This is a genomic window from Pseudomonas sp. DCB_AW (assembly GCF_026240895.1).
Classification (GTDB): domain Bacteria; phylum Pseudomonadota; class Gammaproteobacteria; order Pseudomonadales; family Pseudomonadaceae; genus Aquipseudomonas; species Aquipseudomonas kermanshahensis.
This window is the reverse complement of sequence record NZ_JAPFCE010000056.1, coordinates 1-16,746: the sequence shown is the minus strand read 5'-3', so window position 1 is coordinate 16,746 and position 16,746 is coordinate 1. Positions and strand designations below refer to the sequence as shown.

15 protein-coding genes are annotated in these 16,746 nt (G+C 62.4%); 13 read left to right on the top strand and 2 right to left on the bottom strand.

Features of this window, described 5'->3' with window-relative positions; translation table 11 throughout:
- Positions 1–4 precede the first annotated feature (4 nt).
- From OO306_RS22125 to OO306_RS22080, 10 genes are all read left to right on the top strand, one after another.
- Positions 5–937, top strand: a complete 933-nt coding sequence (locus tag OO306_RS22125; RefSeq protein WP_265969922.1) for a TauD/TfdA family dioxygenase — start codon at positions 5–7, stop codon at positions 935–937.
- Entirely contained in the window at positions 934–2,415 is a 1,482-nt protein-coding gene (locus OO306_RS22120) for an AMP-binding protein (protein ID WP_265969921.1), read from the top strand. Before OO306_RS22125 ends, OO306_RS22120 begins: the two co-directional genes overlap by 4 nt.
- A gap of 10 nt (positions 2,416–2,425) precedes the next feature.
- Positions 2,426–3,025: a thermostable hemolysin gene (locus tag OO306_RS22115; RefSeq protein WP_027595641.1), complete on the top strand. Its 600-nt coding sequence runs from the start codon at positions 2,426–2,428 to the stop codon at positions 3,023–3,025.
- 48 nt (positions 3,026–3,073) lie between these two features.
- Positions 3,074–4,267 (top strand): multidrug effflux MFS transporter, encoded by a 1,194-nt coding sequence (locus tag OO306_RS22110; RefSeq protein WP_099428409.1) that lies wholly within the window; start codon positions 3,074–3,076, stop codon positions 4,265–4,267.
- A 295-nt stretch (positions 4,268–4,562) separates the two neighbouring features.
- On the top strand, positions 4,563–4,946 hold the full coding sequence (gene gcvH, locus OO306_RS22105) for a glycine cleavage system protein GcvH (protein WP_085272669.1): 384 nt from the start codon (positions 4,563–4,565) through the stop codon (positions 4,944–4,946).
- Positions 4,947–4,957: 11 nt separating this feature from the next.
- On the top strand, positions 4,958–7,813 hold the full coding sequence (gene gcvP / locus OO306_RS22100) for an aminomethyl-transferring glycine dehydrogenase (protein WP_265969918.1): 2,856 nt from the start codon (positions 4,958–4,960) through the stop codon (positions 7,811–7,813).
- A gap of 138 nt (positions 7,814–7,951) precedes the next feature.
- On the top strand, positions 7,952–9,328 hold the full coding sequence (locus OO306_RS22095) for an L-serine ammonia-lyase (RefSeq protein ID WP_238210336.1): 1,377 nt from the start codon (positions 7,952–7,954) through the stop codon (positions 9,326–9,328).
- Positions 9,329–9,352: 24 nt separating this feature from the next.
- Complete coding sequence (gene gcvT, locus OO306_RS22090; protein ID WP_265969933.1) at positions 9,353–10,477, top strand: glycine cleavage system aminomethyltransferase GcvT; 1,125 nt, start codon at positions 9,353–9,355, stop codon at positions 10,475–10,477.
- Positions 10,478–10,833: 356 nt separating this feature from the next.
- Positions 10,834–11,046, top strand: coding sequence for a cold-shock protein (locus OO306_RS22085; RefSeq protein WP_265969914.1), 213 nt, complete (start codon positions 10,834–10,836; stop codon positions 11,044–11,046).
- A 96-nt stretch (positions 11,047–11,142) separates the two neighbouring features.
- Positions 11,143–11,631, top strand: a complete 489-nt coding sequence (locus OO306_RS22080; protein ID WP_027595634.1) for an RDD family protein — start codon at positions 11,143–11,145, stop codon at positions 11,629–11,631.
- Between the two features lie 222 nt (positions 11,632–11,853).
- On the opposite strand, the gene lptG is transcribed toward OO306_RS22080, so the two are convergent.
- Together lptG and lptF are read right to left on the bottom strand one after the other, a co-directional pair.
- Complete coding sequence (gene lptG / locus OO306_RS22075; protein WP_265969913.1) at positions 11,854–12,915, bottom strand: LPS export ABC transporter permease LptG; 1,062 nt, start codon at positions 12,913–12,915, stop codon at positions 11,854–11,856.
- Positions 12,908–14,023, bottom strand: a complete 1,116-nt coding sequence (lptF, locus tag OO306_RS22070) for an LPS export ABC transporter permease LptF (protein ID WP_027595632.1) — start codon at positions 14,021–14,023, stop codon at positions 12,908–12,910. The genes lptG and lptF overlap by 8 nt, the downstream gene beginning before the upstream one ends.
- Before the next feature lie 301 nt (positions 14,024–14,324).
- On the opposite strand from lptF, the gene OO306_RS22065 reads away from it, so the two are divergent.
- Genes OO306_RS22065 through OO306_RS22055 form a run of 3 tightly spaced genes read left to right on the top strand, consistent with a single transcriptional unit; the run spans position 14,325 to position 16,668 of the window.
- Positions 14,325–15,818 (top strand): leucyl aminopeptidase, encoded by a 1,494-nt coding sequence (locus OO306_RS22065; protein WP_265969912.1) that lies wholly within the window; start codon positions 14,325–14,327, stop codon positions 15,816–15,818.
- 50 nt (positions 15,819–15,868) lie between these two features.
- A complete protein-coding gene (locus OO306_RS22060) occupies positions 15,869–16,297 on the top strand; it encodes a DNA polymerase III subunit chi (protein WP_265969911.1) in 429 nt (142 codons plus the stop codon).
- 5 nt (positions 16,298–16,302) lie between these two features.
- Complete coding sequence (locus tag OO306_RS22055) at positions 16,303–16,668, top strand: DNA polymerase III subunit chi (RefSeq protein ID WP_265969910.1); 366 nt, start codon at positions 16,303–16,305, stop codon at positions 16,666–16,668.
- The last annotated feature ends 78 nt before the right edge of the window (positions 16,669–16,746 follow it).

Sequence of the window (16,746 nt, the reverse complement as noted above, 5' to 3'; positions counted from 1 at the left end):
AGTCATGCTGGCGCACGTACAACCCACGGTGTTTCCGTTCTATCGACAACCGACACCGTGCTACGGTTTCGAATGTATCTATGCCGTCGACCGCGACCTGCGGGTAGGCGATTCAATCAACAGTGCAACACTGTATGAAGACCTCGCCCACAGTGGCGCAATTATCTACCGCGACTTTGCCGATACACTGCCGGACTTCAACGACTTCGTCAGTGCGCATTCCGCCCGCGTGACATTCGACCCGGCCCGCAAAGCCGCCACGTCCAACACGGCAGAAATCGAGGCCGGTGTGAATGAAATGGGGCTGCACCGTGAGAACGGTAACTTGCCATTCAACCCCGACCTGCAGTGGTTCTACTGCCTGGAGCCAGCAGCCGTGGGCTCTGAGACGACCTTGTGCGACGGCCAACGCGTACTGTTCGACTTGTCTTCGAAAACCCGAAAGTGTTTTGAGAACCGTGAGATTCGTTACAGCCGGCGCATCCCTTGGAACAATGTAAAACGTTTTCTGAGCATTGAACTGCAACTGCCCATCGATGACATTACCGACGAGCATTTGCACCAGGTCAATCAACGTGTCAGTGGCCAAACTTACCGTCGCATCGATCAGAACCTGATTGCGTCCGAACTGGTTATTTCCGCGGTTGAAACCAGTTGCTTCAGCGGCAAGAAAGCGTTCTGCAATTCAATGCTCGGCCCCAGCGTCAATTATGAACCGCCGCTTATCACCTGGGCCGATGGTGAAGATATCGCCCTGGATATCTGGGACGAAATCAAAGAAGTCACCGCCCGCAATACCTATAGCCACTTCTGGCAGAAGGGCGACCTGGTGGTAATCGACAACACCCGGGTGATGCACGGTCGCCGACGCCTGGATGACCCCTCACGGCGCATCTTCGGCGCGCAAAGCTACCGCATTGGAGGTATCGGCCAATGATCAGCCAAAAAATGCAGGACTACCTGGCCGCCACCCCCGACCGCGTAGTGATCAAGGAAATGAACGGTCGCGCCTACACGTTGCACGAATTGCGCCGTGACGTGATGCGACTGGCCAGTGCCCTCGAGGGGCGGGTTGGCCGCTGCGAACGCAAAGTGTTCGGCATCGCCATGCGCTCTTGCTACGAGTGGGTGTACACCTTGTTGGCGATTCAGAAAGTAGGCGGTGTGTTGCTACCGGTGCCCATCGAGTTCTCCGACGACCAGATCGGCAGCCTGCTCGGCAAGGCGGCGGCAGTGTTCGTCAGCGATGAGCAAACCGCCGGCCGCCTGCACGCTATTTTGCCGGACAAGGCGTGCTTCATTCCCGCGCAACTCATGCACGAGACCATTGGTGATGAATGGCGCCAGGAGGACGAGCTCATCCCGGACGGCATTGTTTCGATCATCCACACGTCCGGCACCACCTCCAAACCCAAAGGTGTGATGATCCGCGACGAGGCCGTCGGGTTGCTGGTCGATAACGTGATGAAGCGCCTGCCACAACAGCCGCTGCACTACTTCTCGATTGTCCCCATGAGTTTGCTGATCGAGCAGGTGCTGGGGGTGTTCATCCCGATTCTATCCGGCGGCACCTTGACCCTCATGCCCGAAGGCATGACCGAATACGGCGCAGCCAGCGGCAACGCACGGCAGTACCTGCAGTTGATAGCCCCCAACCAGCCGAACTTCCTGTACCTGCCGCCCAAGCTGCTGGAAGAGGCCAACCTGCTGCTCGAGCACTGCTCGGTCGAGGAACTGTTCGGGCCACAACGCCCGCACATCATCACCGGCGGCGCGAAGATTCCGGTAACGGTTTTGCAAGCCTTGGAAGCGCACGGCGTGCAGGTGTTCGAAGCCTATGGCCTGAGCGAGAACTCTTCGATCATTTCGCTCAACTCACCGGCGCAACGGCGTATCGGCTCGGCAGGCACACTGCTCGATGGTATCGAACCCAAGCTGGTCGACGGTGAATTGCTGGTCCGCACGCCGACCCTCTGCGCCGGTTACTACAACGCCGACGATACTGCCTGCGACCTGTCCGACGGGTATCTGCATACCGGCGATATCGCCGAATTTCGCGACGGTTATCTGTACATCACCGGCCGCAAGAAGCACGTGATCATCCTGTCTACCGCACGCAACATTTCGCCTGAATGGGTCGAGAACGTCTACAAAGAGAGCGCCCTGGTTGACGACATGATCGTCATGGGCGAAGGCAAGGACGAGCCCTGCGCCATCGTCTTGAGCAGCGCCTGCGCTGACTCGGTCCGCCAGGAAATGGCGCGCCTGGAGCACCGGCTCGCCGACTTTGCCAGGGTCAGGCAGATTCGCGTCATCGCTGACATCGCCACCTTCCGTGATCAGTTCTACACCGTCACGGGGCGGCCACGCAGGGCCGAGATCGAAGCGCGGTTCATCGACCAGATGTACGCCTGAGGAAGCCACCATGTACATCGTGCGTAATTTCTACAAAGGCCGACCTGGCTACCGATGCCTGCAGGAAGCGGTTCGTGCCCACTACCTCAAGCACTATGGCGCGACGCCAGAGCCCCAGCCCGATCTGTTCGTCTGCCTGACCGGCGCCAACGGTGGGGCTCCAGGTTATGCCTGTGCGGGGATCAGCTACGGCGATTCCGGCAAGCTGTTCAGCGAGTACTACCTGGATCAAAGCCTGGATGAGCGCTACCACATCGATCGGGCACGCATTGCCGAAGTGGGCGCCTTCGCCTCGTTTCATAGCGGCAGTGGGGCTGGGAAGTACTTGCTCAACAACGTGATCAAGACACTGGCCCTGCGAAATTTCGGCTTGGTGGTGCTGACCGCGACCGAGCAGGTGCGCCAGCTGCTGATCCCCCTGGTGGACACCCTTGAGGACCTGGGCGGTGCCGACCGCAGCAGGCTCAAGGACCCTGGCGTCAACTGGGGCAACTACTACGAACACGGACCACGGGTGGTGGCTTCGCGCCTGTCTGCACCGAGTACCTGGGGCAATGCCCCCGCCCTGGCGCTGAGCCAGCCGCATTTCACCTGCCAGGCATCCGCCTGACCACATCTGGCTCCGGGCATGGCCGTGCCCGGAGCACTGGAGGTAACCATGAACGCAAACAAGCGTTACGAGAATTTCATCGTGTTCCTTGCGCCCCTGATCAACAGCGTCGGGGGGATCGCCATCGACCTGTATGCGCCGAGCATGCCGTCAATCGGGCATGAGCTGGGCGCCAGCCCGTCGCTCATGCAAAACACCATCACCATCACCTTGCTGTTCTATGCCATCGGCCAGCTATTTTTCGGCATCATGACCGATGCGCGCGGGCGCAGGCCGGCGGTAATCCTGGGCCTGGCGCTGTTCCTCAGCGGCAGCCTGCTGGCCACCTTCTCGACCTCCATCGAAATGCTGTTGGTGGCCCGCGCACTGCAAGGTTTTGCAATCGGTGCCTGCCAAGTGGTTGCCCGTGCCTTGCTGGTCGATATCGTCAAGGGCCCGCGCTTCTATGTGGCGATCATTTACCTGAGCCTGGCGTTCGGCCTCGGGCCCGTCATCGCACCCTATGTGGGCGGCATGATCGAGGTCTACCTGGGGTGGCGCTACAATTTCGTCCTGTATGCGGTCTACGCCGTGATCGTGATGGCGTTCGTCCTGGCTGGGCTCAAGGAATCGCTGCCCGCCACTGCCCGTCGCAGTGCCATGCAAACGTTGGTGGGCTACCGGTGCATCCTGGCTGACGGGCGCTTTCGTTCTTCGGTCATCGTGCTGGGGGCAAGTTTCTCGGCGTTTCTGCTGTGGAACGTGATTGGCCCGCATATCGTCCAGGAACGGCTGGGCCATGACGCACAGTACTTCGGCACCACGGCACTGGCGGTGGGCAGTTGCTATCTGGTCGGGACGCTGGTCAATCGCGCGTTGATCCGTAGGGTCCAGGCGGCCACGCTGATGTGGACGGGCATGCTGCTGTTCCTGCTCGGCGTGTTGAGCATCGCCGCCATGCCGGCTGGGCTGAACCTGATCAGCATCCTGGGTGGCATCATGCTTGTCGCGTTCGGCCAGGGCTTTATCTTTTCCAACGCCATGGCCCGCTCCATGTCCCTGTTCCCCGACCGCGCAGGCGTAGCGGCAAGCCTGCAAGGCTGCCTGATGCTGGTGTTCGGGTCGCTGGCGTCGGGCATCGTCAGTGCGCTGCCGTTGGCGTCCAACCTGGCGATCGCGGGCGTGTTCCTGGTGCTCTGGCTGATCTCGCTGTCGGGGATGCTGACGGTGCGCCTGCAACAGCGCCAAGCGTCGCCAGCCTGAGCCAGGTGCCGACCGCTAGGCTTAGATGACGTGTGTGTATTGATTTCAATACATCGTAATGGAATCAATACACACCCACACCGATCTGTATCTATAAGGGTTTGCCACGACTGGCGATTTGGGCCGTGGACCTTCTGTATCGATTTCATTCCGGCCTCGTATTCACGAGCATTTCGATAATCGATCAAGCCATTGATTTATAAGCGTTTTATTTTATTGGCCACATTTTTGCTACAGGAAATCCAACAAGTGCGTGGCTGACCACGCCTACCGCCCTGCTTTTCGAGGATTTCCCATGAGCGAGTTGCGTTTTACTGAAGATCACGAATGGCTGCGCGTCGAAGCTGACGGCAGCGTCACCGTGGGCATCACCGCCTACGCCCAGAACGCCCTCGGCGATGTGGTCTTCGTGCAACTGCCAGAGTTGCAGCAATATGAGAAAGGCAGCGAAGCGTCCACCGTCGAATCGGTCAAGGCCGCCAGCGGCGTGTACATGCCGCTGACCGGCGAAGTGGTCGAGGTCAACGGCCAGCTCGAAAGCAGCCCGGAACTGGTCAACGAAGACCCGATGGGTGAAGGCTGGTTCTTCCGCTTCAACCCGGCCGACATGAGCGAAGTGACCGCCCTGCTCGACCAGGACGCCTACGACCGCCTGCTCAAAGCCAACGACGACGCCTGAGGAACCGCACCATGACCATCAACCTCGGCACCGCCAACGAATTCATCGCCCGCCACATCGGCCCACGCGCCGCTGACGAACAGGCCATGCTCGCCACCCTGGGGTTCGATTCCCTGGACGCCATGACCGCCGCGGTCATCCCCGACAGCATCAAGGGCACCAGCGTGCTCGGTGCTGAAGACGGCCAGAGCGAAGCCGACGCACTCGCCTCGCTGAAAGCCATCGCCGGCAACAACCAGCTGTTCAAAAGCTACATCGGCCAGGGTTACTACAACACCCACACCCCGGCACCGATCCTGCGCAACCTGCTGGAAAACCCGGCCTGGTACACCGCCTACACCCCTTACCAGCCGGAAATTTCCCAGGGGCGCCTGGAAGCGCTGTTGAACTTCCAGACCCTGATCAGCGACCTGACCGGCCTGCCGATCGCCAACGCCTCGTTGCTCGACGAAGCCACCGCTGCCGCCGAAGCCATGACCTTCTGCAAGCGCCTGTCGAAGAACAAGGCCAGCCATGCCTTCTTCGCTTCCAGCCACTGCCACCCGCAAACCCTCGACGTGCTGCGCACCCGTGCCGAGCCGCTGGGCATCGACGTGGTGGTTGGCGACGAACGTGAACTGACCGATGTCAGCGCTTTCTTCGGCGCACTGCTGCAGTACCCGGCAAGCAACGGTGAGGTGTTCGACTACCGCGACCTGGTTCAGCGCTTCCACGCGGCCAACGCCCTGGTGGCCGTGGCTGCCGACTTGCTGGCCCTGACCCTGCTGACCCCGCCAGGCGAGTTCGACGCTGACGTGGCCATCGGCAGCGCCCAACGCTTTGGCGTGCCACTGGGCTTTGGCGGCCCGCACGCGGCTTACTTCGCCACCCGCGATGCCTTCAAGCGCGACATGCCGGGCCGCCTGGTCGGCGTGTCGATCGACCGCTTCGGCAAGACCGCCCTGCGCCTGGCCATGCAAACCCGCGAACAGCACATCCGCCGCGAGAAGGCCACCAGCAACATCTGCACCGCCCAGGTGCTGCTGGCCAACATCGCCAGCATGTTCGCCGTGTACCACGGCCCAGCCGGCCTCAAGCGCATCGCCCAACGCACCCATGCACTGACCGCCATCCTCGCCGCCGGCCTCAAGGCCATGGGCGTTCAGGTCGTCGGCGACAGCGCCTTCGATACCCTGACCCTGGCCACCGGCGAAGCCACCGCCAGCCTGCATGCCAAAGCCCGTGACCAGCGCATCAACCTGCGCCAGGTCGACGCTGGCCACGTCGGCCTGTCGCTCGACGAGACCACCGCCCAGGCGGATGTCGAAGCGCTCTGGCAACTGCTGGCCGGCGACCAACCGCAACCGGACTTCGCCGCCCTCGCGGCCAGCACGGGCTCGCTGCTGCCGGCCAACCTGCTGCGCCAGTCGGCGATCCTCGAACACCCGGTGTTCAACCGCTACCACAGCGAAACCGAGCTGATGCGTTACCTGCGTCGCCTGGCCGACAAGGACCTGGCGCTGGACCGCAGCATGATCCCGCTGGGTTCGTGCACCATGAAGCTCAACGCTGCCAGTGAAATGATCCCGGTCACCTGGGCCGAATTCGGCAACCTGCACCCGTTCGCCCCGGCTGAACAAAGCCAGGGTTACCTGCAGATGACCACCGAGCTGGAAGCCATGCTGTGCGCCGCCACCGGTTACGACGCGGTGTCGCTGCAACCCAACGCCGGTTCTCAGGGCGAGTACGCCGGCCTGCTGGCCATCCGTGCCTACCACCGCAGCCGCGGCGAAGGCCACCGCGACATCTGCCTGATCCCGTCTTCGGCCCATGGCACCAACCCTGCGACCGCGAACATGGCGGGCATGCGTGTGGTGGTCACCGCCTGTGACGCCCGTGGCAACGTCGATGTCGAGGACCTGCGCGCCAAGGCCATCGAACACCGCGAGCGCCTGGCCGCCATCATGATCACCTACCCGTCGACCCACGGCGTGTTCGAAGAAGCGATCGGCGAAATCTGCGCGATCATCCACGACAACGGCGGCCAGGTTTACATCGACGGCGCCAACATGAACGCCATGGTCGGCCTGTGTGCCCCTGGCAAGTTCGGCGGCGACGTTTCGCACCTGAACCTGCACAAGACCTTCTGCATTCCGCACGGTGGTGGCGGCCCGGGCGTCGGCCCGATCGGCGTCAAGTCGCACCTGGCGCCGTTCCTGCCCGGCCACGCGCAGCTGGAGAACCCGCAGGGCGCGGTGTGCGCCGCACCGTTCGGCAGCGCCAGCATCCTGCCGATCACCTGGATGTACATCCGCATGATGGGCGGTGCCGGCCTCAAGCGCGCGTCGCAAATGGCCATCCTCAACGCCAATTACATCGCCCGCCGCCTGGAAGAGCACTATCCTGTTCTGTACACCGGTGGTAATGGCCTGGTTGCCCACGAGTGCATCCTCGACCTGCGCCCGCTGAAGGACACCAGCGGTATCAGCGTCGACGACGTGGCCAAGCGCCTGATCGACTTCGGTTTCCACGCCCCGACCATGTCTTTCCCGGTGGCCGGCACGCTGATGATCGAGCCGACTGAAAGCGAGTCCAAGGAAGAGCTGGACCGCTTCTGCGACGCGATGATCCAGATCCGCGAAGAAATTCGCGCCGTCGAGAACGGCAGCCTGGACAAGGACGACAACCCACTGAAAAACGCCCCGCACACCGCAGCGGAGCTGGTTGGCGAATGGGCCCACGGCTACAGCCGTGAACAGGCGGTTTACCCGCTGCCGAGCCTAGTGGAAAGCAAGTACTGGCCACCTGTCGGCCGGGTCGACAACGTGTTCGGCGACCGTAACCTGGTCTGCGCCTGCCCGTCGATCGAGAGCTACCAGGACGCCTGATAGCTCATCGGCCCACTGCCTGACTTGTGGGAGCGGGTTCACCCGCGAATGCAATTGTGGACTCACTGACGCATTCGCGGGTAAACCCGCTCCCACAGGGTCCAGTGTCGCCTTCAAGCCTTACCTGGAGGAAGCAGCATGTCACTGAGCGTCTTCGACCTGTTCAAGATCGGCATCGGCCCCTCCAGCTCCCACACGGTCGGCCCGATGCGCGCCGCCGCACGTTTTGCCGAAGGCCTGCGCCGCGACGGCCTGCTGGCCAGCACGGTCAGCGTCAAGGCCGAGCTTTATGGCTCGCTCGGCGCCACGGGTAAAGGCCACGGCAGCGACAAGGCGGTGTTACTCGGCCTGGAAGGCGAGCACCCCGATACCGTCGATACCGAAGCCATCCCCGCCCGCCTGCAGGCCATCCGCGACAGCGGCCACCTGCGCCTGCTCGGCGAACACGACATCGCGTTCGTCGAAAAGCAGCACCTGGCAATGATCCGCAAGCCACTGGCCTACCACCCCAACGGCATGATCTTCCGCGCCTTCGACCACGCCGGCCTGCAGATCCGCAGCCGCGAGTACTACTCGGTAGGCGGCGGTTTCGTGGTCGACGAGGACGCTGCCGGCCACGACCGTATCGTCGAGGACAGCACGCCGCTGCCCTACCCATTCAAGTCCGCCAAGGCGCTGCTCGGGCACTGCACCGCGCAACACCTGTCGATCAGCCAGGTCATGCTGGCCAACGAGGCGGCCTGGCGCCCGGAGGCCGAGACCCGTGCCGGCCTGCTGCGTATCTGGCAGGTGATGCAGGATTGCGTCGAGGCCGGTTACCGCCATGAAGGCATCTTGCCGGGTGGGCTCAAGGTCAAGCGCCGGGCACCGGCGTTGTACCGACAGCTCAGCCAACACCCGGAAGCCAGCCTGCGCGATGCGCTGTCGGTGCTCGACTGGGTCAACCTCTACGCGCTGGCGGTAAACGAAGAGAACGCCTACGGCGGCCGCGTGGTCACCGCACCCACCAATGGCGCCGCGGGCATCGTCCCAGCGGTCTTGCACTACTACATGCGCTTTGTACCGGGTGCCAGCGAAGACGGCGTGGTGCGCTTTCTGCTCACGGCAGCGGCCATCGGCATTCTCTACAAAGAAAATGCCTCCATCTCCGGCGCCGAGGTTGGCTGCCAGGGCGAAGTGGGCGTGGCCTGCTCGATGGCCGCCGGAGCCCTGTGCGAAGTCATGGGCGGTAGCGTGCAACAGGTCGAGAACGCCGCCGAGATCGGCATGGAACACAACCTGGGCCTGACCTGCGACCCGATTGGTGGGTTGGTGCAGGTGCCCTGCATCGAGCGCAACGCCATGGGCTCGGTGAAGGCGATCAACGCCGTGCGCATGGCCTTGCGCGGTGACGGGCAGCACTTCGTCTCGCTCGACAAGGTCATCCGCACCATGCGCCAGACCGGCGCCGACATGAAAAGCAAATACAAGGAGACCGCCCGCGGCGGTCTGGCCGTCAACATCATCGAGTGTTGACCCAATAACAACACCAAGGAGTCACTGATGTCCGAAACACTGCTCAAGACCCCGCTGCACGCCCTGCACCTCGAACTGGGCGCGCGCATGGTGCCGTTTGCCGGCTATGACATGCCGGTGCAGTACCCGCTGGGCGTGCTCAAGGAGCACCTGCACACCCGCGAGCAGGCAGGCCTGTTCGACGTCTCGCACATGGGCCAGATCACCCTGCGCGGCAGCGACGCTGCCAAGGCGCTGGAAAGCCTGGTGCCCGTGGACATCATCGACCTGCCAGTGGGCATGCAGCGCTATGCCATGTTCACCAATGAACAAGGCGGCATTCTCGACGACCTGATGGTCGCCAACCTGGGCGATGACGTGCTGTTCCTGGTGGTGAACGCCGCCTGCAAGGACCAGGACTTGGCCCACCTGCAAAAACACATCGGCAGCCGCTGCGAGATTCAGCCACTGTTCGAGGCCCGCGCGCTGCTGGCCCTGCAAGGCCCGGCGGCGGTCAAGGTGCTGCAACGCCTGGCCCCGGAAGTGGCTGGCATGACCTTCATGCAGTTCCGCCCGGTCACCCTGCTCGGCGAAGACTGCTACGTCAGCCGCTCGGGTTACACCGGTGAAGACGGTTACGAAATTTCGGTGCCGGCCAACGCCGCCGACGCCCTGGCCCGCCGCCTGCTGGCCGAGCCCGAAGTGCAACCCATCGGCCTGGGTGCGCGCGACTCGCTGCGCCTGGAAGCCGGCCTGTGCCTGTATGGCCACGACATGAACACCGAGACCACGCCGATTCAGGCCAGCCTGCTGTGGGCCATCTCGAAAGTGCGCCGCGCCGACGGTGAGCGCGCTGGCGGCTTCCCCGGTGCTGACATCATCTTTGGCCAGCAGCAGCACGGTGTAAAACAAAAGCGTGTCGGCTTGCTGCCGCAAGATCGTACACCGGTACGAGAAGGCGCAGAGATTGTCGATGCATCCGATAACCCAGTAGGCAAAGTCTGCAGTGGTGGCTTTGGCCCAACACTTGGCGCACCGGTTGCAATGGGTTATGTCGATATCGAACATGGCGCGCTAGACACCCCACTGTTTGCATTGGTACGCGGGAAGAAGGTTGCCTTGAAAGTCAGCAAAATGCCTTTCGTGCCGCAACGTTACTACCGTGGCTGAATGCAGAACATGAGGTCGGTGAACAGGCTCGTCCTATTCGATTTCGAACCTGTTCAATAACGAACGAACATGGCGCCAGCCCAGGCGCCATGCCGTTTGCGACAAATTGTTCGGCTATCGGCAAAAGCCCTGTTTTCCTGACGAGCAAGGGCTTGTTTTTCGCGCAGGAGTTGGCGTAGAGTCACTGCACTGTGTTTGCATGGGTCGCAACAGTTCGTGACCTGGGCCAGTAGCCGCAATCTGCTACAACCCGTTCGACGTCTCTTACTTTCCAGCAACCCAGCCCAGTAAGCTTTCATTCAATAACGATGTGAAAGTAACTGTTATCAATTAATAGATTTATAGGAAATAAGAAAATGGCAACGCGTCAGAACGGTACCGTCAAGTGGTTCAATGACGAGAAAGGTTACGGTTTCATCACTCCAGAGAGCGGTCCGGATCTGTTCGTACACTTCCGTGCCATTCAAGGCAACGGCTTCAAAAGCCTGAAAGAAGGCCAGAAGGTTACCTTCGTAGCCGTTCAAGGCCAAAAAGGCATGCAGGCTGACGAAGTCCAGCCAGAAGCCTGATAATCCCTAAAAAAGAGCCCCTGCGTTGACGCGCAGGGGCTTTTTTTTGCCCGCAGTTCCCTAAAATGGGCCTTTGCCATCTGGAGCTGCAGCGTAATGTCCAAGCCTCCCCTCTTGCCCCAGGGTGACTTCCCGCCCGCTGGGCTAGGCCGCCGGCTGGCGGCGATGTTCTATGACTTTTTGCTGTGCACTGCCCTGCTGATCGTGACGGCGGGCGCTTACAAGATGATCCAGATGGCAATTATCGGCGAGGCCCGCATGCGTGAGCTGACCGATGCCGGGGCGCTGGATGGCGACCCGTTGTTGTCGACGATCCTGGTGTTCGCGCTGTTTGGTTTCTTTGCCAAGTTCTGGACCCACGGCGGGCAAACCCTGGGCATGCAGGTGTGGGGCGTGCGGGTGCAGAATGCCGATGGCAGTGCCATCAGCCTGTGGCAGGCACTGTTGCGCTTCGTGGTCTCGATCGCGTCGTGGCTGTGCCTGGGGCTGGGGTTTTTCTGGGCGTTGATCGACAAGCGCAAACGCGGGTGGCATGACATCTATTCGGAGACACAGCTGGTGCGGGTGCCGAAGCAGAAGAAATGACGCGCAGTTACGCACACTCTTCAATGCCGCCACCGTCTCTGTAGGAGCAGCCTTGTGCTGCGAAGAGGCCCGTGACAGCAGCCAAGATTGATTGCGCTGTCACCGGCCTCTTCGCAGCACAAGGCTGCTCCTACAGGCCAAGGTTAAGCACACGCCTAAAGCCAGAATTGAACCCTCAAAAAAGCCGACCCTTAGGTCGGCTTTTGCACATCGATCAAACCCTCAACCCGCTCGGCGGAGTAACCACAACCCTGCCAGCGCGCAGATCCCGGCCGGTATCACGACCGCCAGCAACGGCGGGAAGCCGAACACCTGGCTCGAAGGGCCTAGCAGGTCCTGGGCGATGCGGAACACGAAGCCCACCAGCACACCGGTGAATACCCGCTGGCCGAGGGTCACCGAGCGCAGGGGGCCGAAGATGAAGGAAATCGCCATCAGCACCAGTGCCGCGGTCACGGCCGGCTGCAACACCTTGGTCCAGAACGCCAGCCAGTAGCGGGCATTGTTCAAGCCTTGGTCGGACAGGTAGTGGATGTAATCCCACAAGCCGGTGATGGACAGCGATTCCGGCGCCAGGATCACGGTATTGAGCAGTTGCGGCGTAACCGAAACGTCCCAGCGCTCTTCCGGTGTCTTCACCACTTCGGTGTGGTCACCACGGAAATACGTGGTGCTGACATCGCTGAGCTGCCAGTAGTCGTCGTTGTACTGCGCCCGGCGGGCGAAGCTGGAGGTGACGATCTTGCGCTCACTGTCGAAACGGTAGCGGGTCACACCCAGCAGCAAACCATTGGGCTGCACGGCGTTGATGTGCACGAACTCTTCGCCCTGACGGTGCCACATACCCCGCTTGGAGCTCTGCGCCTCACCGCCACCCTGGGCCAGGGAACGGTCGGCCTGGGCCTTGTTTTCGGTGACCGGCGCCACGTACTCGCCAATCAACACGCCCACCAGCATCAGCACCAGCATCGGCTTCATGACCGCCCAGACGATGCGGCCGATGGAAACACCGGCAGCGCGCATGATGGTCAGTTCGCTGCTGCTGGCCAGGCTGCCCAGGCCGATCAGGCAGCCAATCAATGCCGCCATCGGCAACATGTCATACAAACGGCGCGGTGCGGTCAGCAGCGTGAACCAGCCGGCATCCATCACCGTGTAGGTGTCGCTCAGGTCGCTCATCTCATCGATGAAGGCGAACAGCGAGGCCAGGCCGAGGATGATCCCCAGCACGGCCAAAATGGCCATGAGCACGCTCATGCCGATGTAGCGATCCAGTTTAACCACGGGCCACCTCCGCACGACGGGCAGCGCGTTTGAGGCTCAGCGGTTCCCAGTACATCAGCCCAAGCCCGATCAGCAGGAACAGGCCGTGCACCCACCACATGCCCAGGGCGATCGGCAATTTGCCCTTCTCGAGGGCGCCGCGTACGGAAATCAGCATTGTCAGGTAGGCCATGTACAGAAGAATCGCCGGCAGCAACTTGAGGAAGCGGCCCTGGCGTGGGTTGACCCGCGACAGCGGCACTGCCAACAGGGTCACGACGAAGACCAGGATCGGCAACGACAACCGCCATTGCAGCTCGGCGCGTTCGCGCAAGCCCTCCTGGCCGAACAATTGCGAAGTCGGAATAGCTTCGCGCTCGGTCACTTCCTCGCTGACTTCAGGCTTGGGCAGCAGTACGCCATAGGTGTCGTACTTGATGGCGCGGTAATCGGCCTGGCCAGGGTTGCCGTCGTAGCGGTAGCCGTTTTCCAGCACCAGGTAGCGGTTGCCATCGGCCTGCACTTCCTGGTGGCCTTTTTCGGCGACCAGTACCGACGGGGCGCGGTCCTTGGTCTTGTCCTGGTTGAAGCGTTTTTCGGAGATGAACACGCCACCAAGGTTGATGCGGTCGTCCGACAGCTGCTCGGTGTAGGTCACCCGCGAGCCATCACGCAGGGTCTGGAAACGCCCAGGCACCAGGGTGTCGAACTCGGTCAGGGCATCCTGCTGGCTGATGATCTGCTGCACCTGGGCCACGCCCAGGGGCGCCAGGCTCAGGCTCAGCCAGGCAACCAGCAAGGCCACCAGGGCGGCGGGCGCCATGGTCAGGCCCAGCAGGCGCTGCTGGCTCATGCCCGTGGCCGACAGCACGGTCATTTCGCTTTCCAGGTACAAACGGCCGTAAGCCAGCAAAATGCCGAGGAACAGCCCCAAAGGCAGGATCAGTTGCAAGAAACCCGGCAGACGGAAGCCCATGATCAGGAACAGCACGCTCGGGTCGAGCACGCCCTGCGCCGCCTGGGCCAGGTACTTGATGAAACGCCCACTCATGATGATCACCAGCAGCACGGCGCTGACGGCGCTCAAGGTCACCAGGACCTCGCGGGACAGATAACGAAAGACGATCAAACCAGACACTCCTGGGTTGTCAGGGCGGACTGCCAAACATTGGCGCCAAACAATGACTTAGTACAGCCAAGACCAATGTCGGTTCGCCACAGGCGAACCTCCATGTAAAGTGCGCGCATTATCCTGTGATTGACCGCCCCTGTCACTTGGCCGCGCATGAAGCCGCAAAACAGGGTTGTCAGCACGCTGGCCGCAGGCTCAAACTGGCAGCTTTTCCACGGGTACGCGACCACGCGGCCTGGCCCGCCCAGAGCGCTTGAATGCAAAGCGCCAACTGTATCGATCATTCGGGGACCCTGACATGGAACTGGTTGTAAAAAGCGTAGCTGCTGCATCCGTAAAAACCGCCACGCTGGTTGTACCGGTAGGTGAAGGCCGCAAGCTCGGCGCTATTGCCAAGGCCGTCGACCACGCCTGCGAAGGTGCCATCAGCGCCGTGCTCAAACGTGGCGACCTGGCCGGTAAACCGGGGCAGACCCTGCTGCTGCACAGCCTGCCAGGCCTGAAGGCCGAACGCGTGCTGCTGGTTGGCAGCGGCAAGGACGAAGCCCTGGGCGACCGCGCCTGGCGCAAACTGGTGGCCAGCGTCGCCGGCGTCCTGAAAGGCCTTAACGGTGGCGACGCCGTGCTCGCCCTGGATGATATCGCCGTCAGCAACCGCGACGCCCACTACGGCAAGTACCGCCTGCTGGCCGAGACCCTGCAAGACGGCGAATACGTGTTCGACCGTTTCAAAAGCCAGAAAGCCGAGCCGCGCGCCCTGAAAAAGGTCACCCTGCTGGCCGACAAGGCCGGCCTGGCCGAGGTTGAGCGTGCCGTCAAGCACGCCACGGCGATTGCCACCGGCATGGCCTTCACCCGCGACCTGGGCAACCTGCCGCCCAACCTGTGCCACCCAAGCTTCCTCGCCGAACAGGCCAAGGAGCTGGGCAAGGCGCACAAAGGGCTCAAGGTCGAAGTGCTCGACGAGAAGAAGATCAAGGACCTGGGCATGGGCGCGTTCTACGCCGTGGGCCAGGGCAGCGACCAGCCGCCACGCCTGATCGTCCTCAATTACCAAGGCGGCAAGAAAGCAGACAAGCCGTTTGTGCTGGTGGGCAAGGGCATCACCTTCGACACCGGTGGCATCAGCCTCAAGCCAGGCGCCGGCATGGACGAGATGAAGTACGACATGTGTGGCGCCGCCAGCGTGTTCGGCACCCTGCGTGCGGTGCTCGAACTGCAGCTGCCGATCAACCTGGTGTGCCTGCTGGCCTGCGCTGAAAACATGCCGAGCGGCGGCGCTACCCGCCCGGGCGACATCGTCACCACCATGAGCGGCCAGACCGTCGAAATCCTCAACACCGACGCCGAAGGCCGCCTGGTGCTGTGCGACGCCCTGACCTACGCCGAACGCTTCAAGCCCCAGGCGGTGATCGACATCGCCACCCTGACCGGCGCCTGCATCGTCGCACTGGGTAGCCACACCTCGGGCCTGATGGGCAACAACGACGACCTGGTCGGCCAACTGCTGGATGCCGGCAAGCGCGCCGACGACCGTGCCTGGCAGCTGCCGCTGTTCGACGAGTACCAGGAACAACTGGACAGCCCGTTCGCCGACATGGGCAACATCGGTGGGCCAAAGGCCGGCACCATCACCGCAGGCTGCTTCCTGTCGCGCTTCGCCAAGGCCTACAACTGGGCGCACATGGACATCGCCGGCACGGCCTGGATCAGCGGTGGCAAGGACAAGGGCGCCACTGGCCGCCCGGTCCCGCTGCTGACCCAGTACCTGCTGGACCGCGCTGGCGCCTGATGCCGTGAGGCCGGTGGCGCCTTGCGCGCCACCGGCCGGCAGAGACCACCATGAGCAAAGTCGATTTCTATATCCTGCCCACCGACGCCTTGTCGGCGCGGCTCGATTTCGCCTGCAAACTGTGCGAAAAAGCCTGGCGCCTCGGCCACCGGGTCTACCTGCATTGCCAGGATGCCGAACAGCGCAGCGAACTGGACCAACGCCTCTGGCACTTCAAGGGCGAAGCCTTCGTGCCCCACGACCTCGCGGAATTGCACGCGGATGCCACGGTGGCCTTAGGGATTGCCGAGGATGCTGGGCAACACAGCGACCTGCTGATCAATCTGGGCGCTGGCGTGCCTGCGTTCGTCGGCCGGTTCGAACGGGTGGCCGAGATCGTCGTCGAGGAGCCAGGCATCCGCCAATCGGCCCGTGAGCGGTTCCGTTTCTACCGCGAACAGGGCTATGCTCTGCAAGACCACCGCTTACAGCGACTTTGACGACGATGGACAAGCCCTCCCCTTTGCCCGACTCCGCCCATCTGCTCGATGACCTCGAGTCGATCCGCCAGTTACTTGGCGACGCCGACCTGCAACCGCCGCTGCTGACCGAGACGGTGGAGCAGATTCCACTGTTGCTGGACGAACCCGCCGGCAACCCCGTGTCGGCCGTCGAGCCGATCGCCACAGCCCCCGAGGAAGACTCGCAAACCCGCCGCCAGGACACCTTGCTGCACCTGGAAAGCGAGCTGCGCGCCGCGGCGCAGGCGATCATGCAAGACGTGATCAATGACTTTACCCCGCATATCGAGAACGAAATCAAGCGCCGGCTGGATGCGCGTATTGAGCGTTTGATCAAGCGTTCTGAGTGATATTCCGGGGCCGCTTTGCGGCCCATTCGCGGCACAAGGCCGCTCCTACAGGGATCGCGGTGCCTGTAGGAGCGGCCT